22 protein-coding genes are annotated in these 23,113 nt (G+C 72.0%); 16 read left to right on the forward strand and 6 right to left on the reverse strand.

Going from position 1 to position 23,113, the window contains the following annotated elements; genetic code table 11:
- Positions 1–16: 16 nt before the first annotated feature.
- Positions 17–772 (forward strand): 50S ribosomal protein L17, encoded by a 756-nt coding sequence (gene rplQ, locus MKD51_RS14830; protein WP_240241253.1) that lies wholly within the window; start codon positions 17–19, stop codon positions 770–772.
- A 69-nt stretch (positions 773–841) separates the two neighbouring features.
- On the opposite strand, the gene MKD51_RS14835 is transcribed toward rplQ, so the two are convergent.
- Positions 842–2,620 carry a glycoside hydrolase family 15 protein gene (locus tag MKD51_RS14835; RefSeq protein ID WP_240241254.1) on the reverse strand — a complete coding sequence of 593 codons (1,779 nt, stop codon included), beginning with the start codon at positions 2,618–2,620 and terminating at the stop codon, positions 842–844.
- Positions 2,621–2,721: 101 nt separating this feature from the next.
- Here MKD51_RS14835 and truA point away from each other — a divergent pair, with 101 nt between their 5' ends.
- Positions 2,722–3,552 carry a tRNA pseudouridine(38-40) synthase TruA gene (gene truA / locus MKD51_RS14840; RefSeq protein WP_240241255.1) on the forward strand — a complete coding sequence of 277 codons (831 nt, stop codon included), beginning with the start codon at positions 2,722–2,724 and terminating at the stop codon, positions 3,550–3,552.
- Between the two features lie 121 nt (positions 3,553–3,673).
- On the opposite strand, the gene MKD51_RS14845 is transcribed toward truA, so the two are convergent.
- Positions 3,674–4,318, reverse strand: coding sequence for an HAD hydrolase-like protein (locus tag MKD51_RS14845; protein ID WP_240241256.1), 645 nt, complete (start codon positions 4,316–4,318; stop codon positions 3,674–3,676).
- A 103-nt stretch (positions 4,319–4,421) separates the two neighbouring features.
- On the opposite strand from MKD51_RS14845, the gene MKD51_RS14850 reads away from it, so the two are divergent.
- The 4 genes from MKD51_RS14850 to glmM all read left to right on the forward strand — a co-directional run bounded on the left by MKD51_RS14850 (position 4,422) and on the right by glmM (position 8,330).
- Positions 4,422–5,846 carry a cell division initiation protein gene (locus MKD51_RS14850; protein ID WP_240241257.1) on the forward strand — a complete coding sequence of 475 codons (1,425 nt, stop codon included), beginning with the start codon at positions 4,422–4,424 and terminating at the stop codon, positions 5,844–5,846.
- Positions 5,847–6,027: 181 nt separating this feature from the next.
- On the forward strand, positions 6,028–6,474 hold the full coding sequence (rplM, locus tag MKD51_RS14855) for a 50S ribosomal protein L13 (protein ID WP_240241258.1): 447 nt from the start codon (positions 6,028–6,030) through the stop codon (positions 6,472–6,474).
- A 20-nt stretch (positions 6,475–6,494) separates the two neighbouring features.
- On the forward strand, positions 6,495–6,974 hold the full coding sequence (gene rpsI, locus MKD51_RS14860; RefSeq protein WP_240241259.1) for a 30S ribosomal protein S9: 480 nt from the start codon (positions 6,495–6,497) through the stop codon (positions 6,972–6,974).
- Positions 6,975–6,977: 3 nt separating this feature from the next.
- Complete coding sequence (glmM, locus tag MKD51_RS14865) at positions 6,978–8,330, forward strand: phosphoglucosamine mutase (RefSeq protein ID WP_240241260.1); 1,353 nt, start codon at positions 6,978–6,980, stop codon at positions 8,328–8,330.
- 86 nt (positions 8,331–8,416) lie between these two features.
- Here the strand turns inward: glmM and MKD51_RS14870 are convergent, their stop codons facing one another.
- Together MKD51_RS14870 and MKD51_RS14875 are read right to left on the reverse strand one after the other, a co-directional pair.
- Positions 8,417–9,787, reverse strand: a complete 1,371-nt coding sequence (locus MKD51_RS14870) for an APC family permease (protein WP_240241261.1) — start codon at positions 9,785–9,787, stop codon at positions 8,417–8,419.
- 47 nt (positions 9,788–9,834) lie between these two features.
- On the reverse strand, positions 9,835–10,374 hold the full coding sequence (locus MKD51_RS14875) for a CGNR zinc finger domain-containing protein (protein ID WP_240241262.1): 540 nt from the start codon (positions 10,372–10,374) through the stop codon (positions 9,835–9,837).
- A 106-nt stretch (positions 10,375–10,480) separates the two neighbouring features.
- On the opposite strand from MKD51_RS14875, the gene MKD51_RS14880 reads away from it, so the two are divergent.
- Entirely contained in the window at positions 10,481–11,434 is a 954-nt protein-coding gene (locus tag MKD51_RS14880) for a DMT family transporter (protein ID WP_240241263.1), read from the forward strand.
- A 13-nt stretch (positions 11,435–11,447) separates the two neighbouring features.
- Here MKD51_RS14880 and coaA read toward each other — a convergent pair whose 3' ends face one another.
- A complete protein-coding gene (gene coaA, locus MKD51_RS14885) occupies positions 11,448–12,380 on the reverse strand; it encodes a type I pantothenate kinase (protein ID WP_240241264.1) in 933 nt (310 codons plus the stop codon).
- A 33-nt stretch (positions 12,381–12,413) separates the two neighbouring features.
- Between coaA and glmS the strand changes: the two genes are divergently transcribed.
- From glmS to MKD51_RS14930, 9 genes are all read left to right on the forward strand, one after another.
- A complete protein-coding gene (gene glmS / locus MKD51_RS14890) occupies positions 12,414–14,261 on the forward strand; it encodes a glutamine--fructose-6-phosphate transaminase (isomerizing) (protein ID WP_240241265.1) in 1,848 nt (615 codons plus the stop codon).
- A gap of 30 nt (positions 14,262–14,291) precedes the next feature.
- Entirely contained in the window at positions 14,292–14,657 is a 366-nt protein-coding gene (locus MKD51_RS14895) for a holo-ACP synthase (protein ID WP_240241266.1), read from the forward strand.
- Positions 14,657–16,771, forward strand: a complete 2,115-nt coding sequence (gene tsaE, locus MKD51_RS14900) for a tRNA (adenosine(37)-N6)-threonylcarbamoyltransferase complex ATPase subunit type 1 TsaE (protein ID WP_240241267.1) — start codon at positions 14,657–14,659, stop codon at positions 16,769–16,771. Before MKD51_RS14895 ends, tsaE begins: the two co-directional genes overlap by 1 nt.
- Positions 16,768–17,334 (forward strand): tRNA (adenosine(37)-N6)-threonylcarbamoyltransferase complex dimerization subunit type 1 TsaB, encoded by a 567-nt coding sequence (gene tsaB / locus MKD51_RS14905; protein WP_240241268.1) that lies wholly within the window; start codon positions 16,768–16,770, stop codon positions 17,332–17,334. Before tsaE ends, tsaB begins: the two co-directional genes overlap by 4 nt.
- Positions 17,331–17,789, forward strand: coding sequence for a ribosomal protein S18-alanine N-acetyltransferase (gene rimI, locus MKD51_RS14910; protein WP_240241269.1), 459 nt, complete (start codon positions 17,331–17,333; stop codon positions 17,787–17,789). The genes tsaB and rimI overlap by 4 nt, the downstream gene beginning before the upstream one ends.
- A complete protein-coding gene (tsaD, locus tag MKD51_RS14915; protein ID WP_240241270.1) occupies positions 17,786–18,856 on the forward strand; it encodes a tRNA (adenosine(37)-N6)-threonylcarbamoyltransferase complex transferase subunit TsaD in 1,071 nt (356 codons plus the stop codon). Before rimI ends, tsaD begins: the two co-directional genes overlap by 4 nt.
- A gap of 117 nt (positions 18,857–18,973) precedes the next feature.
- A complete protein-coding gene (locus MKD51_RS14920; RefSeq protein WP_240241271.1) occupies positions 18,974–19,348 on the forward strand; it encodes a DUF4190 domain-containing protein in 375 nt (124 codons plus the stop codon).
- A gap of 173 nt (positions 19,349–19,521) precedes the next feature.
- A complete protein-coding gene (locus tag MKD51_RS14925; RefSeq protein WP_240241272.1) occupies positions 19,522–20,502 on the forward strand; it encodes a DUF4190 domain-containing protein in 981 nt (326 codons plus the stop codon).
- Positions 20,503–20,688: 186 nt separating this feature from the next.
- The gene (locus MKD51_RS14930) at positions 20,689–21,771 is read left to right on the forward strand and encodes a 3-hydroxyisobutyryl-CoA hydrolase (RefSeq protein WP_240241273.1); all 1,083 of its coding nucleotides are present in this window, start codon (positions 20,689–20,691) and stop codon (positions 21,769–21,771) included.
- 27 nt (positions 21,772–21,798) lie between these two features.
- Here the strand turns inward: MKD51_RS14930 and MKD51_RS14935 are convergent, their stop codons facing one another.
- On the reverse strand, positions 21,799–22,980 hold the full coding sequence (locus MKD51_RS14935) for a class I SAM-dependent methyltransferase (protein ID WP_240241274.1): 1,182 nt from the start codon (positions 22,978–22,980) through the stop codon (positions 21,799–21,801).
- Between the last annotated feature and the right edge of the window lie 133 nt (positions 22,981–23,113).

Below are 23,113 nucleotides of genomic sequence, written 5' to 3' on the forward strand. Positions count from 1 at the left end.
TAGAGGGATACGAACCATGCCCACACCCACAAAGGGTCCCCGCCTCGGAGGCGGTCCGGCGCACGAGCGCCTGCTGCTCGCGAACCTCGCGGCCGCACTGTTCACCCACAAGTCGATCAAGACGACCGAGACGAAGGCCAAGCGCCTCCGCCCGATCGCTGAGCGCCTCATCACGTTCGCCAAGCGAGGCGACCTGCACGCGCGTCGTCGCGTGCTCGCCGTGATCGGTGACAAGGGCGTCGTGCACGAGCTCTTCACCGAGATCGCGCCGCTCGTCGCAGAGCGCGAGGGTGGCTACACCCGCATCACGAAGCTCGGCTTCCGCAAGGGCGACAACGCCCCGATGGCTCAGATCGAGCTTGTGCTCGAGCCGGTCCAGAAGAAGGCTTCGAAGTCGAAGGCATCGGCTGCCGCCACGTCGGCTGCTGCCGACCAGGAGGCATCGGAGGCCAAGGCCGCAGAGGCCAAGGCTGCTGACGAGGCCGCCGCCGAGGAGACGACCGAGGCCGCCGATGGCGAGCTCGAGGGCGTCGCCGCGGCTGCTGACACGTCGGCCGCCGACGCGGAGGTCGCCGATGGCGGCTTCGGCGAGGACTCCGCCGCTGCGCTCGAGGACGGCTCGGCTCCCGAGGGCTTCGACATCAAGGGCAACAAGGACTCGATGAAGTTCCACCGCCCCGATGGCCAGTGGTACGAGCAGACGGTCGCCGAGGTGTGGTTCCGCACCGGCGAGGCCGCCGAGGCCGCAGGCTTCACCGAGGCCGGCAAGTAGCAGCCGGTCGCAACCCGTACGAAGAGGGGCCCCGCATCGCGCGGGGCCCCTCTCGCGTTCGCCGGCCGCTCAGCCTCGCTGCGCCTTCGCGATCTCCGTGGCGGCCAGCACGAGCCCGAGGTGCGAGAACGCCTGCGGGAAGTTGCCCCAGTGGTGCCCCGTCTCAGGGTCGACCTCCTCGGCGAGCAGGCCGACGTCGTTGCGCATCGCGACCAGGCGGTCCATGAGGTCGGTGGCCTCGTCGAGCCTGCCCGCCTGCGCGTAGGCGATCACGAGCCAGAACCCGCAGAGGACGAACGGATGCTCGTTCCCGGCAAGGCCGTCCACGCCGGTCGTGCGATAGCGCAGCGGGATCCCCCCGATGAGCAGGTCCTGCTCGATGCGCTCGATCGTGCCGAGGAAGCGCGGGTCCGTCGCCTCCACGATGCCGATCGTCGGCAGCTGCAGGAGCGACGCGTCGACCTCGCTCGTGCCGTAGTGCTGACGGAACGAGCCAGTGGACTCGTCGAAGCCGCGCGTGAGCACCTCCTCTCGCAGCGCATCCCGCAGCTCGATCCAACGAGTCGGGTCGCCGTCGCAGCCCTCCTCGATCGCCCGCACGCCGCAGTCGAACGCCGCCCACATCATGGCGCGCGAGTGGGTGAAGAACTGCGGCTCGCCGCGCATCTCCCACAGCCCCTGGTCGGGCTCGTGCCAGTGCGTGGCGAGTTCGTTCAGCAGTGCGCGCTGCATGTGCCACGAGTCGTGCGTGTCGTCGAGGCCGATCGCGCGCAGCCGCTGCAGCGTGAGCATGACCTGGCCGAGCACATCGTGCTGGCGCTGGTCCGCAGCGCCGTTGCCGATGCGCACGGGGGCGGCGCCGCCGTAGCCCGGCAGGTGATCCAGCTCGCGCTCGATGAGCTCGCGGCCGCCGTCTCGCCGGTACATGATGCGCATGTCCTGCGGGTCGCCCGCGATCGCGCGCAGCAGCCAGTTGCGCCACAGGGCGACCTTCTCGGAGAGCTGCACGGCGAGCATCGCGTCGACGGTGAGGGATGCGTCGCGCAGCCACGTGAAGCGGTAGTCCCAGTTGCGCTCGCCGCCGGGGTCCTCCGGCAGCGAGGTGGTGGGCGCGGCGATGATGCCGCCGGTCGCGTCGTCGGTCAGTGCGCGGAGGACGAGCACGCTGGTCTGCACCGCCTCGAGGTACGGGCCCTCGTAGTCGAGCTCGGCGAGCCACTCCGCCGACTCCGAGATCGTCGTCTCGACGATCTCGGTCTCGCCCACCGGACCGGCGATCGGCAGCCAGGAGTGCTGCCAGCACAGGTCGAGCACGAGCCGCTCGCCCGCGCGCACGGCGAACGTGGAGCGGTGCCGGTGGCCGTCGGCGCGCGGCAGGGCGTCGCCGCGCAGCACGAGTCGGTCCGGCCCGGCGATCGCGACCAGCACATCCTCGTCGTGGTCGCGCGTGCGGCGGAACCACGGCGGCACCTTGCCGTACCCGAACCGCACGACGAGCTCCTGCTCGAGCTCGACCTCGCCGTCGACGCCCTCGATGATGCGCACCACGTCGGCGCGCTCATCACCGGTGGGCATCGCATCCGTCACCGTCACCGTGCCGCTCGCGGTCTCGTGCGTCGTCTCGAGCACGAGGCTGCCCGGCAGGTATCGGCGCGTCGACGACGCCTCGCCGGTCGGCCCGATGCGCCAGTGCCCGTGCTTGCGGTCGCCCAGCAGGGCGGCGAAGCATGCGGGCGAGTCGAAGTGCGGCAGGCAGAGCCAGTCGATCGAGCCGTCGCGCCCCACGAGGGCGGCGGTGGTGCGGTCGCCGATCAGGGCGTAGTCCTCGATGGGCGTCGCGTCGGGCATCCCGCGAGCGTACCGGCGGGTGCCGCGAGGAGCATGCCAGGCCGACGGTGGCGCGGCGCCGCCGCGGCCGCCGTCGCCCCGTGCCTCAATAGGCTGACGGCATGCGCCGCATCCGCCTCGACCTCGCCTACGACGGCGGCGGCTTCTCGGGCTGGGCCGTGCAGCCAGGGCTGCGCACCTGCCAGGGCGAGCTCGAGCGCGCGCTCACGACGATCGCGCGCGAGCCCGTGCGGGTCACGGTCGCAGGTCGCACGGATGCGGGGGTGCACGCGAGCGGGCAGGTCGCGCACGCAGACCTGCCGGAGGCGCTCGGGGCGGACGTGACCGCGCGGGCAGCGAGGCTCGCCCATCGCATCTCCCGGCTGGCGGCGCCGGATGGCGATCTGGTGGTGCGCGCCGTCTCGCTCGCCCCCGACGGATTCGACGCACGCTTCTCCGCCGTCTCGCGCTCCTACCGCTACCGCATCATGGCGAGCCCTGCTGCCGACCCGCTCGAGCGGCGCACCGCGGCGCACGTGCCACAGCCCCTCGACGTCGCTGCCATGCAGCGCGCTGCGGAGGCACTCGTGGGGCTGCGCGACTTCGCCGCCTTCTGCAAGCCGCGCGAGGGCGCGACGACGATCCGCGAGCTGCGCGCCTTCTCGTGGGCGCTGCACGACGATGTGCTCACGGCGTCGCTCACGGCAGATGCCTTCTGCCACTCGATGGTGCGTGCGCTCGTCGCCGCGTGCGTGCGGGTGGGCGAGGGCAGGCTCGGCCTCGCGCAGGCTGCGGCGCTGCTCGACGAGCGGCAGCGCTCGCCGCTCACAGGGCTCATGCCGGCGCACGGCCTGACGCTCGTCGCCGTCGGCTACCCGCCTGACGACGCGCTCGCCCAGCAGGCCGAGCGCGCCAGGGCGCTCCGCAGCGCATCCGACCTCGCCCCTGACTGAGCGTCCACGCGAAGCACGACGCAAGCCCGCACGGCCCGCGGTGCGGCGCAATCGGTGCACACGTGCGATCTGCAGCGGCAGGGATGCGGCGAGCTTGCGTTGTGCGGCCGCGCCGGCGGGCTCAGGCGGCGAGCAGGGCGCGCAGCTCGTCGACAGACTCGACGATGAGCGTCGAGCCGGCGGCCTCGAGCTCTGCGCGGCCGCCGTAGCCGTAGGCGACGCCGATCGAGCGCATGCCCAGCTCGTGCGCCGAGGCGATGTCGTTGACGCGGTCGCCGACCATCACGAGCTCGGAGCCCGGCAGCCCGATCGACGCTGCCGCGCGCGCGATGACCGAGGCCTTCGAATGGCCTGCCTCGCCATCGACGCGGCCGTGCACGCCGCGGAAGCGGTGACGCAGCGCGTAGTGCTCGATGACGGTCTCGGCATCGTGCTGCAGCTTGTGCGTGGCCACGGCGAGCGGGCGACCGCCCTCGTCGAGGGCCCTGATGAGCTCGTCGATGCCGGGGTAGAGGGCGGATTCGAGCAGACCACCGCCGGCCTGCCGGGCACGGAAGGCCACCATCGCCCGGTCGACCTCTGCGGGGGAGTGGCCCTGCTCGCTGAGCACGGTGACGAGCGGCGGGCCGAGCCACTCGAGCAGCCTGGCCTCCTCGGGCACCGGCCAGCCGACCGCCGCATGCATGTGCCGCAGGCTCGCGAGGAGCCCCTGCTTGGAGTCGGTGAGGGTGCCGTCGAGGTCGAAGATGATGCCGTGGGGATTCATGTCCTGCCATGATCCCAGGTATCTGATCGGGCTCGCCAGGTGTGTGGGATCCGCCTAGACTTGTGGCGCCGGGGCAGCGCTCGGCGGAGACCCGGAGGCACACATGTCGGAGCAGCAGCCAGCATTCGATCCGGCCTTCCGCGGCTATGACCGCGAGCAGGTCGACGGTGCGCTCACGACGCTGCGCTCCGAGCTCGCCACGGTCAAGCAGGCGGGGCAGCAGGCGGCCCTCGCGACTGAGGCACGCGTGCAGCACCTGACGGAGGACCTCGACGCCGCAGTCGCGCGCGCCGACCAGGCTGAGGCCCGCATGCTGCGCCTCGCGCAGCAGGTGCAGACGCTCGACGAGGAGGACGCCGAGGAGTCCACCGAGCCCGGCGACGCCGAGGAGGGCCGCCAGACCCGCGTGCGCTTCGCCGAGATCCTGCGTGTCGCCGAGGATCAGGCCTCGACGCTCGTGACCAACGCGTCGAGCTCGTCGGAGCGCATCCTCGACGACGCGAACGCCGAGCGCGATCGCATCCGCAAGGAGGCGCAGGAGGAGGCCGCGCGGACCCTGCAGGAGGCGCAGCACGAGGCGGAGCTCGCGCGCCGTCGCAGCGAGACCGAGCAGACCGCGCACCGCGCCCGCGTCGAGACAGAGCTGGGCTCGCTGGGGGAGAAGGTGTCGCAGGCCGACCGCGAGGCGCAGGTGCTGCTGGGCGAGGCCGAGCGCGCCGCCGCCGCGATGCGCGCGCAGGCCCAGCGCGAGACCGACGACCTGAAGCTCGACGCCGACCGCATCGTGCGAGAGGCCAAGGCCCGTCGCGTCGAGCTCGACGCCGCGATCACCCGCAGGCAGGACGACGCCCAGCAGGAGTTCCTGCGGCTCCACAGCCAGGCGGTCGCGCACGCGGAGCGCATCACGGCCGACGCCAACGACAAGGTCGCATCCGCCCTCGCGCACGCCAAGCACGTCGCCGAGCAGTCGGAGGCCTACGAGCAGCTCTCGAAGGCGCAGGCCGCGCAGATCGAGGCGAGCGCCAAGGCCCGCGCGTCCTCGATGCTCGACGAGGCACGGCAGCGCTCGCAGGCGATCGTCGACACGGTCACGAAGCACACGAAGGATGTGCTGCGCGATGCCGAGGACCGCACCAGGAGCCTGCGCTACCAGCAGACCCAGCTGAACGGCTTCATGGCAGAGGTGCAGTCGCTCATGCACGTCGCCGATGCCGCCGATCCGCGCACGTGGGGCGCAGCTGGCGCGGCATCCGGTGCCGCGGCGACCGTCGCTGACGATGTGACGGCGGATGCGTCCACGACGCAGGTCGACGAGGCCGCGGTGCCGTCGGTGGCTGCCGAGGATCGCGTCGTCGTGCCCGACTCGCACAGCACATCCGCCCCCGACGTCGACCCGCTCGCCGACCTCACGCTCTCGGTCGACGAGCCGATCGAGGGTGAGCCGGTGGAGGAGCCGTCTACCCGCGAGGAGGTCGTCGAGGTCGTCTGGCACGAGGACGAGGCGTACGACCCCTCGATCGATCGGTGATCGGCGGCCGCTGATCGCTCGGTCGGCTTGACTCTGCATCGATCGCCCACGTAAGATCGATCCTTGGTGCGCACAGCCTGTGCGCTCCCGAATGAGCCCTCCACCGGATCGTTCCCGCCCATCGCGGCTGGAACACCTCGGAGCGGGATTCACGACCATCCATTCGATCAGTGAGGCATCAATGACTCGCACGTATTCGCCCAAGGCGGCGGACGTCCAGCACAACTGGATCGTCATCGACGCCACCGACGTGGTGCTCGGCCGTCTGGCCAGCCACGCAGCTGCCATGCTCCGCGGCAAGCACAAGCCGACGTTCGCCCCCCACATGGACATGGGCGACTTCGTCATCATCGTGAACGCAGAGAAGGTCGCGCTCACGGGCCAGAAGCTGCTCAAGAAGATGGCCTACCGCCACTCGGGCTACCCGGGCGGCCTCCGCGCCACCAACTATGCAGAGATGCTCGAGCGCTGGCCAGTCCGCACCGTCGAGAAGGCGATCCGCGGCATGCTGCCGAAGAACTCGCTCGGCGCAGCTCAGATCAAGAAGCTCAAGGTCTACGCAGGCCCCGAGCACCCGCACGCGGCGCAGCAGCCGACCCCCTACACGTTCGACCAGGTCGCCCAGTAGGGCGCGAGGAGACAACAGACATGGCGAAGATCGCAGACTCCATCGAGGCTCCCGAGAGCTTCTCGACCGAGACGCCCGCGGCTGAGGCTCCCAAGGCTCCCCGCGTCGTCAACATCGGCGGCCAGGCCGTCGGCCGTCGCAAGCAGGCCATCGCCCGCGTGCGCCTGGTCCCCGGCACCGGCGCGTACACCGTGAACGGCCGCACGCTCGAGGACTACTTCCCGAACAAGCTGCACCAGCAGCTGATCAACGACCCGTTCACGCTGCTCGAGCTCTCGGGCAGCTACGACGTGATCGCCCGCATCTCGGGCGGTGGCCCCTCGGGCCAGGCCGGCGCGCTCCGCCTCGGCATCGCTCGTACGCTCAACGAGATCGACACCGAGAACAACCGTCCGGAGCTCAAGAAGGCCGGATTCCTCTCGCGCGACGCTCGCGTCATCGAGCGCAAGAAGGCCGGTCTCAAGAAGGCCCGCAAGGCGCCGCAGTACTCGAAGCGCTGATTCATGTCGCGCCTGTTCGGCACGGATGGCGTTCGGGGTCTCGCAGGCCTCGACATCACGGCGGAATCGGCGATGGCGCTTGCACAGGGCGCCGCACTCGTGCTCGGGCGTCACGCCCGGCAGGAGGGGCGGCGCCCTGTTGCTGTCGTCGCGCGTGATCCCCGGGTCTCTGGTGAGTTCATCGCAGCCTCCGTCTCGGCGGGCCTCGCCTCGAGCGGCATCGACGTGCTCGACGCTGGCGTCATCCCGACGCCGGCTGCCGCCTACCTGGTGGCGAGCATCGGAGCCGACTTCGGCGTGATGGTCTCCGCCTCGCACAACCCGGCGCCCGACAACGGCATCAAGTTCTTCGCCACCGGTGGCCGCAAGCTGCCGGATGTGGTCGAGGACGAGATCGAGACCGCGCTGGGCGGCGCCCCGCTGCGCCCGATCGGCGCGGAGGTCGGCACGATCCGGCGCTTCGCCGACGCCGAGGACCGCTACCTCGTGCACCTGCTGGGCACGCTCGAGGGCAGCCTCGAGGGGCTGCACGTGGCGCTCGACTGCGCGCACGGCGCCGCAGCGGGCGTGAGCCCGCAGGCATTCAGCGACGCGGGCGCGAAGGTGACCGTGATGGGCAACGACCCCGACGGCATCAACATCAACCGCGAGGTCGGCTCGACCCACCTCCAGCAGCTGCAAGAGCTCGTCGTCTCCTCCGGCGCCGATCTCGGCATCGCGCACGATGGCGATGCCGACCGCTGCCTCGCGATCGACGCCCAGGGCAACGTCATCGACGGCGACCAGATCATGGCGATCCTGGCGCTCTCGGCCAAGCGCCGCGGGCTGCTGGCAGACGACACGCTCGTCGCGACCGTGATGTCGAACCTGGGCCTCAAGGTGGCGATGGATGCGCACGGCATCGCGCTCGTGCAGACCGCGGTCGGCGACCGCTACGTGCTCGAGGCGCTCGGCCAGTACGGCCTCTCGCTGGGCGGCGAGCAGTCTGGCCACATCATCTTCTCCGCGCACGCCACCACCGGCGACGGCATCCTCACCGGCCTGCAGATCGCCGCGGAGATGGCGCGCACCGGCAAGTCGCTCGCTGAGCTCGCCGCGGTGATGGAGGTCTTCCCGCAGGTGCTCATCAACGTCACGGGCGTCGACCGCCTCGGGCTGCGCGGCAATCAGGCGATCGCCGACGCGGTCGCCAGGGCAGAGGCAGAGCTGGGCGAGCAGGGCCGCGTGCTCCTGCGCCCCTCTGGCACCGAGAAGATCGTGCGCGTCATGGTCGAGGCCTCCGAACAGCACGTCGCGCAGTCGATCGCCGACGAGCTCGCCGACCTGGTGCGGGCCGAGCTGGGCGTCAGCGCCTAGATCCCGACTCCCGCGGCCCGGGACGGGCCCCGGCGCTGGGGTCGCGATGGGGGTCCGCAAGGACCCCCATCCTCAGCTCCACCGCGCTACTCCAACGGGATGGAGCGGGTCGGCTCCGCCGTGCCCTCCCGGTACTCGCGGCGGCGTGCTGCCCTGGCGATGAGGAACAGGATCGTGCCGACGACCACGTAGCCGCCCGCGATGAGCCAGGTCTGCATGCTCTGCTGCGTGAGCAGCGCGATCGAGGCGATGAGCGCGAGCACCGAGACGATGCGCGGCGCGGTGAAGTGCTTGTGCGCGACCTTGTCCTTCTTCAGCACCAGCACCGAGATGTTGGCTGAGATGAACACGAGCACGAGCAGGAGCACGGTGGTGTCGGCGAGCGTGCCGACGTCGCCGACGAACGACATCGCCATCGTCACCAGGCCGACGACGAGGATCGAGACCCACGGGGTGCGGCGTCCCGAGAGCACGGCGCCGAAGGCCTTCGGCAGCAGCTTCGCCTCGGCGAGGCCGTAGGTGGCGCGGGAGGCCATCACCATGAACAGCAGGGCGCCGTTGCCGATCGCGACGAGCGCGATGATCGCGAACAGCCACGGCGGGAACGCCAGGCCCGAGGCCTGGATGACCTCGAGCAGCGGGCCCTCGGAGTTCGCGAGCTGGTCGATCGGCACGACGATCGCCGCGCCGAGCGCGATGAGCAGGTAGACGACCGCTGCCGTGATGATCGCGCCGAACAGCGCCCGCGGATACGAGCGGCTCGGGTCCTTGACCTCCTCGGCCATGTTCGCCGCGGCCTCGAAGCCGAGGAATGAGAAGAACGCGGTGATCGTCGCGGCGAAGGCGCCGGAGAGCGGCGGCACGCCCTCGGCGAAGGTCGTCAGTCGGGAGGGGTCGCCACCGCCCGAGCCGAACACGATCGCGGCGACGGCGATGATGATGATGAGGCCCGTCATCTCGACGACGGTCGCGCCGACGTTGGCGATGAGCGACTCGCGCACGCCTCGCAGGTTGATGATGATCAGCAGCGCGATGAACGCCAGCGCGACGGGGATCGTCGGGATGCCGGGCACGAGCGCCTGCAGGTAGTCGCCCGCGAACGCGTTCGCGAGGGCCGCGGAGGTCGTGATGCCGGAGGACAGCATCAGGAACCCGATGAGGAAGGTGACGTACGGCTTGTTGAACGCGCGCTCGGCGAAGCGAGCCGCGCCGCCGGCGTGCGGGTACTTCGTGATGAGCTCTGCATAGGTGCCAGCGGTGAGGAGCGCCAGCACGAGGGCGAACGCCAGCGGCAGCCAGATGACGCCGCCGACATCCTGCGCGATGGTGCCCACGAGGGTGTAGATGCCGGCACCGAGCGTGTCGCCGACGATGAAGAAGAACAGCAGCAGGGTGGTGATCCCGCGCTTCAGCTTCGTGGTGACGGGCGAAGGTTCTGCAGCAGTGGTCTGAGCCATGGTCGACAAGGATGCCACGAAGTCCGGCGACTCGCGTCCAGGTCGTGCTAGAGCTGCCCCGCCCTGGCCCGGAAGGCGGCCACGTTCGTGCGCGACTGGCAGGTCGTCGAGCAGAAGCGACGCGATCGGTTGCGCGAGAGATCGAAGAACATGCGCTCGCACCGCGCATCTCCGCAGCGCTTGCACCGGGCCGTGTCGTCCACGCGCACGAGGTCGACGAACGCCATCGCGGCGTCGACCGCGATGGCGTCGGCGATCGGCGCGCCCGCCGGCAGGCCGTGCAGATGCCAGTCGAGGCCGTCGTGGCGCACCAGATGGGGCCGTGCGTCGCACTCCCGGAAGACCCGGTTCGCCATCACGGCCGCGGTGTCCCGGTCGGCATCCCACATCGTCTCGATCGTGCGCACATGCGCCCAGGTCGCATCCGCATCCGCCTTCGTGATCGTGCTGGCGCCCGGGAAGCGCCATTCGGCGCAGAAGGCCCGCAGGCTCGTCGCGGAGCCGAGCGTTCCGACGCGGCGCTGGTTGCAGACCTCGGCGATGAACTCGAGCGTGCGCGCAAGCTCACGGGGGTGGGGCAGCGACACGGATCGTCCTCGGGCTATGCTCACGACTGTCAGGGCCTACGGTCGTGACGCGCGTGCCCCGACCTGGTCAGCACGATCGTAGTCCTTCTCCCCAGAGCGAGCAGCCATGCAGTCTCGTCGCCAGGTCGGCCTGGCATTCGCCCTCGCGAGTGCCGCCTCCTTCGCGCTCTCCGGCATCTTCGCCGCCGCGCTGCTCGACGGCGGCTGGAGCGCCGGTGCCGTCACGCTCGTGCGCATCGGCGGCGGCGCGCTCGTGCTGCTGGCACCCACGCTGTGGCTGCTGCGCGGCAGATGGGATGCGGTGCTGCGGTCGTGGAGGGAGGTGCTGGTGCTCGGCGTGCTCGCCGTCGCGGTCTGCCAGCTCGCGTTCTTCAGCGCCGTGGCCTTCATCGACCCGTCGCTCGCGCTGCTCATCGAGTTCCTAGGGCCCGTGCTGCTGGTGTTCTTCACCTGGGCGACCACCCGCCGCGCGCCCGCGATGCTGACGCTCGCCGGGGCCGCGGTCGCCCTCGTGGGCCTCGGCCTGATCTCCGGCATCGGTGGCGAGGCGCTGCACCCGCTCGGCGTGCTGCTGGCGCTCGGCGCCGCCGTCGGCAATGCCGGCTACTGGGCCTCGGCGTCGAAGGCCGACTCCGAGCTGCCGCCCATCGCGCTCGCGGGGCTGGGGCTCCTGGTCGGCGCGCTCGTGCTGGGCGTCGCTGTCGTCACCGGCCTGCTGCCCTTCGTCGCGACCGCGGCGCCGGTCGTGCTCGCCGGTGCCACCGTGCCCTGGTGGGCGGCGATGGGCATGCTCATCCTCATCGCGACCGCGGCCTCCTACGTGGTCGGCATCCTCGGCGCGCGGCGCCTCGGGGCGACGCTCGCGAGCTTCGTGGGCTACTCGGAGCCGATGTTCGGCATCCTCTGGACGGCCCTGCTGCTGGCGATCCTGCCGAGCGGCATGCAGTGGATGGGTGCCGCGGCGATCATCGCGGGCGTGCTGCTCGTGCGGCTGGGCCAGGCGCGCAGGCCGAGGACCACGAAGGGCCCGGCGATCGTCGAGGGGATCCCGGGAGCGTGAGACCCGCGGGGTGTCACAGCTTCCGCAGCAGGACGCTCCGGATCGTGTGGTCGTCCGCCTTCCGCAGCACCAGGTCGGCGCGCGGCCTGGTGGGCACGATGTGCTCGACGAGGTTGGGTCCGTTGATGGAGTCCCACACGTCCTCCGAGTAGATGCGCGCCTGCGACCGCGTCATGTCGGCGAAGCGGTGGAAGTACGACAGCGGGTCCTGGAACGCGCTCTCCTTCAGCGCCCAGAAGCGGTCGACGTACCACTCCCGGATCGCGCTCGTGCGGGCATCCACATAGATCGAGAAGTCGAACAGGTCGCTCACCGCGAGGTGCGACCCGGAGGGCGGCGGCTGCAGGACGTTGAGGCCTTCGACGATGAGGATGTCGGGCCTGCGCACCACGATCTCCTCGCCGGGCACGATGTCGTAGGTCAGGTGCGAGTAGACGGGAGCGCGCACCTCCTCCTCGCCCGACTTCACGCGCGAGACGAAGCCCAGCAGCGCTCGCCGGTCGTACGACTCCGGGAAGCCCTTGCGCGTCATCAGCTCGCGCTCCTCGAGCACCCGGTTCGGGTGCAGGAAGCCGTCGGTGGTGATCAGGTCGACCTTCGGCGAGCCCTCCCAGCGGCGCAGCAGCTCCTGCAGCAGCCTCGCGGTCGTCGACTTGCCCACCGCCACCGAGCCGGCGACGCCGATGACGAAGGGGGTCGGATGCCCGCTGGTGCCCAGGAAGGCGTGGGTGTCGCGATGCAGGCGGGCGGCCGACTCCTGGTACAGGCTCACGAGCCGTGACAGCGGCAGGTACACCTCCGCGACCTCGCGCGGCTCGAGCCGATCGCCGATGCCGCGCAGCCTTCGAACCTCCTCCTCGGTGAGGGGATTGGGCATGCGGGGCGCCAGGCGCGCCCAGTCGGGACGCTCGATCTCGACGAACGGCGACCGGATGGGGTGTGACACGCAGGGGAGCCTACCGCCGGTAGGATCGGGGCCATGTGCGGAATCGTCGGTTACACGGGTCAGCGCGGCACCGTCGGGGTGCTGCTCGAGGGCCTCAGCAGGCTCGAGTACCGCGGCTATGACAGCGCTGGCGTCTCGGTGCTCGACGGCGACACCGTCGCGCTGCGCAAGAAGGGCGGCAAGCTCGCGGTGCTGCGCGGCAGCCTCGAGGATTCGCCGCTTCCCGACGAGGGCGCCGGCATCGGCCACACCCGCTGGGCGACGCACGGCGGCCCCACGGATGAGAATGCGCACCCGCACCTGGGTGACGAGGGCAGACTCTCGCTCATCCACAACGGCATCATCGAGAACTTCGCCGAGCTGCGCGCCGAGCTCGAGGCCGATGGCGAGACCTTCCTGAGCGAGACCGACACCGAGGCAGCCGCGAAGCTCGTGGGCCGCGCGTTCCGCGAGACCGGCGACCTGACGACCGCGATGCAGCAGGTCGTCACGCGCCTGCAGGGCCAGTTCACGCTGCTCGCCGTGCACGCAGAGCAGCCCGGCGTCGTCGTCGGCGCCTGCCACAACTCCCCGCTGCTGGTCGGCTACGGCGAGGGCGAGCACTTCCTCGGCAGCGACGTGAGCGCCTTCGTGAAGTTCACGCCCAACGCCGCGGCCCTCGACAACGACCAGATCGTCACCATCACCGCCGACGGCGCATCCGTCATCGACTTCGACGGCAACCCGCTCGAGCCCAAGCGCTTCGAGGTCGACTGGGATGCCTCGGCCGCCGACAAGGGCGGCTGGTCGTCGTTCATGGCCAAGGAGGTCGCCGAGGGCCCGGAGGCCGTCGCCAACACCCTGCGCGGCCGGCTGACCGAGAGCGGCGTGGACCTCGGCGAGCTCGGCGTGCTCGACGACGAGACGCTCAAGGGCATCAACCGCATCGTCATCGTCGCCTGCGGCACCGCCAACTACTCGGGCCTCGTGGGCAAGTACGCGATCGAGACCTGGTCGCGCGTGCCCGTCGAGGTCGACCTGGCGCACGAGTTCCGCTACCGCGACCCCGTGCTCGACGAGCACACGCTCGTGATCTCGATCTCGCAGTCCGGCGAGACGATGGACACGAAGATGGCCGTGCAGCACGCGAAGGCGCAGGGCGCCCGCACGCTGTCGATCTGCAACACGCAGGGCGCCACCATCCCGCGCGAGTCGGAGGCCGTGCTGTACACGCATGCCGGCCCCGAGGTCGCGGTCGCCTCGACGAAGGCGTTCCTCGCCCAGGTCATCGGCCAGCTGCTGTTCGGCCTGCACCTGGCGCGGGTGCGCGGCACCATGACCGACGAGGCGATCGCCGAGGTCGTCGGCGAGCTCAAGGAGCTGCCCGACGAGCTGCGGCAGGTGCTCTCCGAGCAGGAGACCGTGCACGAGCTGGCGCACTGGATGAGCGACACCCGCTCGGTGCTCTTCCTGGGCCGTCACGTCGGCTACCCAGTCGCGCTCGAGGGCGCGCTGAAGCTCAAGGAGATCAGCTACATCCACGCGGAGGGCTTCGCCGGCGGCGAGCTCAAGCACGGTCCGATCGCGCTCATCGAGCCCGGCCAGGTCGTCTTCGTCGTGGTCCCGAGCCCCCGCAACGAGCCGGTGCTGCACTCGAAGATCATCTCGAACATCCAGGAGATCCGCGCCCGCGGCGCCCGCGTCATCGCGGTGGCAGAGGCCGGCGACGCGGCGGTCATGCCCTACGCCGACCAGGTGCTGCGCGTGCCGCTGACGCTGCCGATGCTCGAGCCGGTGCTGCAGGTCGTGCCGCTGCACATCTTCGCGCTCGAGCTCGCGACCGCCAAGGGGCTCGACGTCGACCAGCCGCGCAACCTGGCGAAGTCGGTCACGGTCGAGTGAGCCGCTAGGGCTCAGCATGGTGGTCTGCTCGTGATCCTCGGGCTCGGCGTCGACGTCGTCGACCTCGCTCGCTTCGAGCGCGCCATCACCCGCACCCCGAGGCTGCGCGAGCGGCTGTTCGCTGCGGAGGAGCTCGAGGCCAACGGCGAGCCCCGTCCGATCCACTCGCTCGCCGCGCGGTTCGCCGCGAAGGAGGCAGCGCAGAAGGCGATCGGCACGGCCGCGGGCATCCGCTGGATCGACTACGTGGTGCTGCAGGCCGCAGACGGCAAGCCCACGCTCGAGCTGCGCGGCAGCGCCGCAGAGCTCGCGGCCGCTGTCGGCGTGGTGCACCTGCACGTCTCGATGAGCCATGACGCGGGCATCGCGACGGCGACGGTGATCGCGGAGTCCTGATGCGCGTCGAGGTGGATGCGGCGGCGATCGCCGCCAACGTCCGGGTGCTGGCCGCGCGTGTCGGCGTGCCCGTCTGCGGCGTGGTGAAGGCCGACGGCTACGGCCACGGTGCCGTGCGCTCGGCGAGGGCGATGCTCGACGGGGGAGCGGCGATGCTCGGCGTCGTCGACCTCGGCGAGGCAGTCGCGCTGCGCCGTGCCGGCATCGACGCTCCCGTGCTGGCCTGGCTGCACGGGCCGGGCGTCGACTTCTCGATCGCGGCCGCCAACCGCATCGACGTCGCCGTCTCGTCCATCGCGCAGCTCGAGGCCGCGGCAGCGGCGGGCGCCACCGTGCACCTCAAGCTCGACACGGGACTCGGCCGCAACGGCATCGCGCGCGGCGACCGCACTGCGGCCATCGCCCGCGCGATCGAGCTCGCCCGGGGCGGCGCCCGCATCCGTGCCGTGATGTCGCATCTCGCCGGCACCAGCCGTGACGACGACCTCGCCCAGGTGGGCGACTTCACCGCAGCGATCGCGGAGGCCGCGGACCTCGAGCTCGAGCTGCGGCATCTCGCGAACTCGCAGGGCGCGCTCGCCCTGCCGCAGGCCCGCTTCGACATGGTGCGCATCGGCATGGCCGCCTATGGCATCGACCCGAACGGCCCTGGCGACGGCTCCGGCTCTGGTGCCGCCGCGCTCGGGCTCGTGCCGGCGATGCGCGTGTGCGCAGACTTCACCGCCGGCGTCGCCAGCATCGGCCTCGATGACGGCCTGCTGCCGGCGATCGGCGCTCCCGTGGTCGTCGCGGGCGAGCTGGCGCGCGTCGTCGCGATCGAGCCGCGCAGGCTGCGCATCGAGCCGCCGCTCACCGGCGAGGGCGTGCTGTGGGGCGACCCGGGCGTGCCTGCCTCGACGCTGCCCGGCGCATCCGCCGATCCAGCGCTCGCCGAGCCCGGCGCGGATGCCTGGGCCGTCGCCGCCGGCACGATCGGCTATGAGACGGTGACCCGGATGGGCGCGGTCCAGCACGGCCACGACCGCGGTCAGGGCGGGGATGCCGGTCAAGGCTCGGGTGAGGGCGGTCTCAGGGGTCAGGACGCCGCCATGCGGAGCGGCGCACTCGCCCCGCGCCGCGTGCTCGAGCTCGGCCTCGACGGCGAGCCGCAGCGGCTGCTCGGCGAGGTGATCGGCGTCAAGCACGTCGATGCGGGCCTCGGCATCTCCTACGGCGCCGACTACGTCACCGAGCGGCAGACGACGCTCGCCCTCGTCGGCCTCGGCTACGCAGACGGCGTCACCCGCGCTGCGACCGGCAGGCCGGTGGTGCTGGGCGGCATCGCCCATCCGATCCGTGGCCGGGTGGCGATGGATCAGCTCGTGCTCGACATCGGCGACCGCGCTGCCAGCGTCGGCGACCCCGTCGAGCTCGCCCACGCATCCGCCCCTGAGCTCACCGGCATGATCGGCGCGCGTGTCGCGGTCGAGCTGGCGGGCTCGGTGCCGGACGCCGACGCGATGGAGTCTCTGGGCGCGCGCATCGGTGGCAGCCTGCGGGCGGGCGACACGGTGCTGCTCATCGGGCCGCTGGGCGCCGGCAAGACCACGCTCACGCGCGGCATCGGGCGGGCGCTCGGGGCGCGCGGCACCGTGCAGAGCCCGACGTTCGTGATCGCGCGCACGCATCGCACCGCCGCCGGGCCCGACCTGCAGCACGTCGATGCGTACCGACTGCTGGGCGATGGCGACGACGAGGCGGAGCTCGACGACCTCGATCTCGACCTCGACGGCGCCATCACGGTCGCCGAGTGGGGCGCGCCGCTCGAGCACGCGCTCGAGTCGTGGCTGCGGGTCGAGATCGCACGCGACGACGTCGCTGCCGACGACGCAGACCTCGAGTCGGACGACGAGTCGCCGCGCACCGTGCGGCTGAGCGGCCGCGGCCCCGCGTGGCCCGCCGCCCGCGTGCGTGCGCTCGCCGACGCCGCGCTCGCCGACGCCGCACTCGCCGACGCCGCGCTCGGGGACCCGTTCCCGCCGCGGGGACCCGTTGCAACCGGTCCCCGGTCGGCGAACGGGTCCCCGAACGCGCACGCGACCCATCACAGCGACGAAGAGGGAGCCTCCGCATGATCCTCGCGATCGACACCTCCCTCGGCACCTCAGTGGCCGTCGTCGACGGCGCCGCGGTGGTCTTCCGCGAGCACGCCGTCGACACCCGCAGGCACGCGGAGCACCTGGGCGGCATGCTCGAGCGCGCCCTCGACGGCCGTCGCGACCGCATCGAGCTCGTCGTCGCGGGCATGGGCCCCGGGGCCTTCACGGGCCTGCGCGTCGGCATCGCGGCCGCCCGCGCCGCAGCGCTCGGGCTGGGAGTGCCGTGCAGGGGCGTCGCCAGCCACGCCGGCGTCACGACCGGCAGCGCACAGGTGACGACGGATGTCCGGCGGCGCGAGCGTGCGTGGAGCATCGTGATCGACGGGCTGGTCGCTGACGGCCCGCATCTCGCCCCAGCCGACGCGGTGCCGGCGCTCGATGGCGAGCACGCGACGCTCGAGCGCATCGACGCCGACGGCGTGGATGCCGCGCTGCTGGCGCTCGCGGTGGCGCGCGGCGCGGCGGAGGTCGAGCAGGCGCTCTACCTGCGCGAGGCCGACGCGGTGCCCTCCGCCGGGCCGAAGCGGGTGAGCCAGTGACCACCGACGACGTCCGCATCCGCACGGCCGGCGCATCCGACCTCGACGCGATCATGGCGATCGAGCAGTCATCCTTCGAGGCGAGCGCCTGGGAGCGCGAGACCATGCGCGCAGAGCTCGCGAGCGAGTGGGGGCGCTACATCGTGGCCGAGGATGCGGAGGGCAGCTCGCTCGGCTACGCCGGCCTCCGCGCGGTCGGCGTCGAGGGCGATGTGCAGACGATCGCCGTGCGCGCCGACGCGCGCGGCCGCGGCATCGGCAGGGCCCTGCTCGCCGAGCTGCTGGAGGAGGCGTCTCGGCGCGGCGTGCGCGAGCTCTTCCTCGAGGTGCGAGCAGACAACCCGACGGCGCGGGCGCTCTATGCCTCGGTCGGCTTCGCCGAGATCGGCGTGCGGCCGCGCTACTACCAGCCGGAGGATGTGGATGCCGTGGTCATGAAGCGGGTGCAGGCATGAGCGCGCCAGTGGTGGCGTCGGTCGTGCTCGGCATCGAGACGAGCTGCGACGAGACCGGTGTCGGCATCGTGCGCGGCACCGAGCTGCTCGCCAACCGCATCGCGTCGTCGATGGAGCTGCACGCGCGCTTCGGCGGCGTCGTGCCGGAGATCGCCGCCCGCGCGCACCTCGAGGCTATGGAGCCCACGATCCGAGCGGCGCTCGCCGACGCGGGCCTGACGCTCGACGACATCGACGCGGTGGCTGTCACGGCGGGGCCGGGTCTCGCGGGTGCGCTGATGGTCGGCATCGGCGCCGCGAAGGGGCTCGCGACCGCGCGCGATCTGCCGCTCTATGGCGTGAACCACCTCGTCGGGCACGTCGCCGCCGACGTGCTCTCGGGGGAGCCGCTCGAGCTGCCCACGATCGCGCTGCTGGTCTCGGGCGGCCACACCTCGCTGCTGCTCGTGCGCGACCTCGCCGGCGACGTCGAGCTGCTGGGCGAGACCATCGACGACGCCGCGGGCGAGGCCTTCGACAAGACTGCCCGGCTGCTGGGGCTCAGCTACCCGGGCGGCCCCTCGATCGATGCCGCCGCGGTGGGCGGCGACCCTGCGGCGATCGCCTTCCCGCGCGGGCTCACTGCGCCCAAGGATCGAGAGCGGCACCGCTGGAACTTCTCCTTCTCCGGGCTCAAGACCTCGGTCGCCCGCCACGTCGAGCGCTCGGACGCCACGGGGGAGGCGCTGCCCATCGCCGACGTCGCGGCCAGCTTCCGCGAGGCGGTCGTCGACGTGCTGGTGTCGAAGGCGCTCGACGCGTGCGAGAGCCATGGCATCCCGCGGCTGCTGCTCGGCGGCGGCGTGGTCGCCAACCTTCGCCTGCGCGAGGTCGCGGCAGAGCGCTGCGCCGCGGCAGGCGTCACCCTCCGCATCCCGCCGCTCGAGCTCTGCACCGACAACGGCGCCATGATCGCCGCGGTCGGCGCGATGCTCGTCGCACGCGGCGAGGCACCCAGCCCGCTGGGGTTCGCCGCGGTGTCGACGCTCGAGGCCGACGTCGTGCAGGTCACGTCATCCGAGCGGTGACGTCACACACATGGTGAAGCGGATGCCCAGGTCGGCCTGGCAGGATCGAGACAGCATCGAGCGCCACGGCCATTGCCGGCTCGGCTCCGATGCCAACGACTTCGGAGGAGGCACGGCATGAGCGCGACCGCATGGCCCCAGCAGGGCTGGAGCGCGCAGCCGCCCGCTGGACCACCTGCTCCGCCGCAGCCGCAGGTGTGGAGCGTGCCGACGCATCCGGGTCCCAAGACCAACCTGCTGGCGATCCTCGCCATCGCTGCTGCGGCTGCCGGGTCCACGGTCTTCCTGGGTCTCGGCTCCATCGCCGCGATCGTGCTCGGTGCCATCGCGCTGGCACAGATGAAGCGCACCGGCGACGACGGCAGGCTGCTGGCGATCTGGTCGATCGTGCTCGGCGCCATCACGCTCGTGGCGCTCATCGCGGCGACGGTGCTCGGTGTGGCGACGATGGTCGCGTTCGTGCAGCAGATGCCGGAGCTGCAGGTCCCGTAGGGCGCGCCGGTCGGGATCCGAACGGATCTCAGACTTGGCGCGCCACCGGGTCCGCGGCCCGAGACGGGCCACGGCGCTGGGGTCGCGCTGAGATCCGAACGGATCTCAGACTTTGAGCTCCACCGCGCGATACTGTTGTGCCCGCGCACTTGCGCACCGCAAGGAGGTTCCCCGTGAGCGACCAGTTCCCGCCGGCCGACGACCGTTTCCGTCGGCCCGACCAGCCCGAGCAGGACGGCGCCGCCGCACAGCCCGGTCAGCCTGCTGCGAGCGCGCAGCCCGCCACCGACTTCGGCCAGCAGCCAGAGCAGACGCCGTCGTTCGGCCAGCCCGCAGACGCGCCCGCCGCGTCCTTCGGCGACCAGAGCCAGCAGGCGCCCGCATATGGGCAGCCCGCGCAGGAGACGCCGTCCTACGGTCAGGCTCCCGCGCAGGAGTCCCAGACCTACGGCCAGCCCGCCGCGCAGCAGGACGCCGCGCCCTCCTACGGCCAGCAGCCGTACGGTCAGGCCGCGCCCGCTCAGGACACGTCCTACGGCCAGCAGTCCGATGCGTCGCAGCAGTCGTATGGCCAGCAGCCCGACTCGTCGCAGCAGTCGTACGGCCAGCAGTCCACCGGCCAGAGCGCCCCGGGCTACGGTGCGAACGCACCGTCGTACGGCCAGCAGCAGTACGGCCAGAGCGCGCCCGCGCAGTCCTACGGCCAGCAGCCGGCCTACGGCCAGGCGAGCGCACCTGCAGAGGTCGGCTACGGCCAGCAGCAGCCCGCGTACGGCCAGCAGCAGGCCGCGTACGGCCAGCAGCCGGCATACGGCCAGCAGACGTCCTACGCCGACGCGAACGCTGCCGCGGGCTACGGCCAGCAGGCGTCCTCCGCGCTGCCTGGTGAGAAGAAGTTCAAGGGCATCACCATCGCCGCGCTCATCTTCAGCGGCCTGGGCCTGCTGTTCACCTTCGTCAGCGGCTTGGGCACGCTGCCCGCCATCGTCGGAGCGATCCTCGGCTTCATCGCGATGAAGAAGAACCCCGCGGCGAAGCCGTGGCCGCTCATCGCCGCGATCGCGGGCATCGTCTTCGCGATCGCCTCGCTGGTCGTGTTCATCGTGCTCGCGGTGCAGTGGGCGAACTACTTCACGGCGCTCAGCCAGCTCTAGCGCGCAGGCGCTTGCGGCCCCGGCTCGCGTGCATCGTTCCCCAGAGCTCTGGAGACGAGCAGCACGCGGCCGGGGCTTCTTCGCGCCGGCTGCAGCCCGACGACGCCGTGCTCCGCGTCGGCACATCTTCGAGGGGAACAACGAGACCATGAGCCAGATCGTCGGACGCAGCAGGGTGGGGGATCGATGGACGACCTGACCGCAGGCACGGCCCCGGCAGCGCCAGAGGTCCTCGTCGAGCAGCGCGGCCGACTCGGAGTGCTGACCCTGAACCGCCCGAAGGCGATCAACGCGCTCACGCACGGCATGGTGCGTGAGATAGGGCGCATGCTCGACGCGTGGGAGGGAGACGCCGCTGTGCAGGCCGTGCTCATCACGGGCGCTGGCGACCGCGGACTCTGCGCAGGCGGCGACCTCGTGGCGCTCTACCGCGACGCGCTCGACGGCGATGGCACGGCATCCGCCGTGTTCTGGGCCGACGAGTACCGCATGAACGCCCGCCTCGCGCGCTACCCGAAGCCCGTGGTCGCGATCCAGGACGGGCTCGTGCTCGGCGGGGGCATCGGCGTCTCGGCGCACTGCTCCCACCGAGTCGTCACGGAGCGCAGCCGGCTCGGCCTGCCGGAGGTGGGCATCGGGTTCGTGCCCGACGTGGGCGGCACGTGGCTCCTCTCGCGGGCGCCCGGCCAGCTGGGCGTCGCCGCAGCGCTCTCCGGGCGGATGATCGGGGCCGCGGATGCCATCGCGCTCGGGCTGTCGGACGCGTTCGTGCCCTCGGACCGGCTGGATGGCTTGCTCTCAGCGCTTGAGGTCGATGAGCCCACGGCTGCCATCGCCGCCGTCGCGGGAGCGGCCCCCGCGGGCGAGCTCGTCGCAGGCAGCGCGTGGATCGACGCGGTGTTCGCCGGCGACGACGCCGCGGCCATCGTCGAGCGGCTGGCCGCTGCAGGCGAGCCCGCCGCGAAGCTCGCCGCGGCGGTCGGTGCCGCCTCGCCCGTCGCCGTCTCCGTGGCGCTCGCGGCCCTGCGCCGCGCTCGCGCGCTGCCGACGCTCGAGGCCGCGCTCGTGCAGGAGTTCCGGGTGTCGATGCATGCGCTCTCGACGTCGGACTTCAGCGAGGGCGTGCGCGCGCAGGTGATCGACAAGGACCGCCAGCCGCGCTGGCAGCCGGCCTCCCTCGCCGAGGTGACGCAGGAATCCGTCGACGCCTACTTCGCCGAGCCGGAGGCGGGCGACCTCGACCTCGTAGCGGAGGAGCAGCAGCGCTGACACCGGCTGCGTCCTGCAGCCGCGCGCCTACACCCGGTCAGCCAGGATCGCTCGGTGCCGCCCGCCCACGCGCGTCACGAAGAGCGTGGCGCGCTCCGGGCCGGCGAGCTTCAGCCGCTTCCTCAATGTCGCCGGGTCGATGTCGGCGCCGCGCTTCTTGATCTCGAGCTCGCCGATGCCGAGTGCGCGCAGCCGCTTGGCAATGCCGCGCTCGTCGAGCGGCAGCGTCTCGCGCACCCTGAACGCCTGCGCGAGCGGCGTCGCGATCTGCCGCGCGCCGCTCAGATAGGCGATCCCCTCGCTGATCGCCGTCGCCTCCAGCTGCTCGGCGAGCGCGCCGATGAGCTCGGCCCTGATCACGGCCCCGGCGGGCTCGTAGAGGAACGCGGCGAGCTCGCCCTGCTCGGGGTGCGAGGCCTCGCCGGTGAGCTCGGCCGCACCGCCGTCCGCCAGCACGAGCGCGCTGCGCGCGACGCCCTGCCGGGCAAGCCTCCCCGTCCACACCACGGCCTCGACGGTCTCGAGCCCATCCGTCACCCACTGGTGCTCGGCGCCCGCAGGCAGCAGCGCGCGGTCGATGCCGGGTGCGAGCTTGATGCCGGCCGGCTGCTCGGCAGCTCGTGCGAAGACGGCGTCGAGCGCCGGTGACCAGTCGCCCGGGTCGCTCAGGCGCTTGCGCTCGTCTCGGCGGGCGGGGTCGAACCAGAGGGCTTCCACGTCGACGGGGGTCTCGAGGGCGTCGCCGTGCACGACGGATGCGTCCCACGCGGCGAGGTTGTACGTCGCGATCGCGGCGGTCACCTCGTCGCGCTCGACCGCGGTGACCGCGAGCCCGAGGGTGGCGAAGGCGAGCGAGTCGGCACCGATGCCGCACCCCAGGTCGGCCACCGAGACGATGCCGGCCTGCCGCATCCGCCCCGCGTGGTGCGCGGCGACGCGCAGCCGGGTGGCCTGCTCGAGCCCGGCCTCGGTGAAGAGCATCCCGCGCGCGAACTCGCCGAACTTCGCCTGCGCGCGGCGTCGCAGCCGCGCCTGCGTCAGCACGGCGGCGACGAGGCGCGGATCGTGCCCCTCCGCCCGCAGCCGGGTGACCTCGCGGACGACGTCGGTGCGATCGCCGATGCCCGCCCCGTCTGCGCCCGCCTCCGTGCGCTCGAGCAGCGTGAGCCCTTCGGTCGACAGCAGCAGTCGCAGCTCCTCGGCTTCCATGGCTCCAGTCTCGACCATCGCGCGAGATCGCGGTTGCGCCGAGCACGCGTGCGCCCACCGCGAACGGCTGGCACTCATGTTGACCGAGTGCCAATCGAGCGCCTAGGCTTGGGCTGTTGTCCGGCAGGTCCGG

The sequence above is a fragment of the Agrococcus sp. ARC_14 genome (assembly GCF_022436485.1).
In the GTDB taxonomy this organism is placed as follows: domain Bacteria; phylum Actinomycetota; class Actinomycetes; order Actinomycetales; family Microbacteriaceae; genus Agrococcus.

Excerpts from the sequence above, each read along its gene's own strand:
- MKD51_RS14880 (WP_240241263.1), top strand. The coding sequence starts at position 10,481 with ATGCAGTCTCGTCGCCAGGTCGGCCTGGCATTCGCCCTCGCGAGTGCC.
- rpsI (WP_240241259.1), top strand. The coding sequence starts at position 6,495 with ATGGCGAAGATCGCAGACTCCATCGAGGCTCCCGAGAGCTTCTCGACC.
- glmM (WP_240241260.1), top strand. The coding sequence starts at position 6,978 with ATGTCGCGCCTGTTCGGCACGGATGGCGTTCGGGGTCTCGCAGGCCTC.
- glmS (WP_240241265.1), top strand. The coding sequence starts at position 12,414 with ATGTGCGGAATCGTCGGTTACACGGGTCAGCGCGGCACCGTCGGGGTG.
- rplM (WP_240241258.1), top strand. The coding sequence starts at position 6,028 with ATGACTCGCACGTATTCGCCCAAGGCGGCGGACGTCCAGCACAACTGG.
- MKD51_RS14920 (WP_240241271.1), top strand. The coding sequence starts at position 18,974 with ATGAGCGCGACCGCATGGCCCCAGCAGGGCTGGAGCGCGCAGCCGCCC.
- MKD51_RS14930 (WP_240241273.1), top strand. The coding sequence starts at position 20,689 with ATGGACGACCTGACCGCAGGCACGGCCCCGGCAGCGCCAGAGGTCCTC.
- MKD51_RS14835 (WP_240241254.1), bottom strand. The coding sequence starts at position 2,620 with ATGCCCGACGCGACGCCCATCGAGGACTACGCCCTGATCGGCGACCGC.
- MKD51_RS14845 (WP_240241256.1), bottom strand. The coding sequence starts at position 4,318 with ATGAATCCCCACGGCATCATCTTCGACCTCGACGGCACCCTCACCGAC.
- MKD51_RS14850 (WP_240241257.1), top strand. The coding sequence starts at position 4,422 with ATGTCGGAGCAGCAGCCAGCATTCGATCCGGCCTTCCGCGGCTATGAC.
- tsaD (WP_240241270.1), top strand. The coding sequence starts at position 17,786 with ATGAGCGCGCCAGTGGTGGCGTCGGTCGTGCTCGGCATCGAGACGAGC.
- rplQ (WP_240241253.1), top strand. The coding sequence starts at position 17 with ATGCCCACACCCACAAAGGGTCCCCGCCTCGGAGGCGGTCCGGCGCAC.
- tsaE (WP_240241267.1), top strand. The coding sequence starts at position 14,657 with ATGCGCGTCGAGGTGGATGCGGCGGCGATCGCCGCCAACGTCCGGGTG.
- MKD51_RS14870 (WP_240241261.1), bottom strand. The coding sequence starts at position 9,787 with ATGGCTCAGACCACTGCTGCAGAACCTTCGCCCGTCACCACGAAGCTG.
- tsaB (WP_240241268.1), top strand. The coding sequence starts at position 16,768 with ATGATCCTCGCGATCGACACCTCCCTCGGCACCTCAGTGGCCGTCGTC.
- truA (WP_240241255.1), top strand. The coding sequence starts at position 2,722 with ATGCGCCGCATCCGCCTCGACCTCGCCTACGACGGCGGCGGCTTCTCG.
- MKD51_RS14935 (WP_240241274.1), bottom strand. The coding sequence starts at position 22,980 with ATGGAAGCCGAGGAGCTGCGACTGCTGCTGTCGACCGAAGGGCTCACG.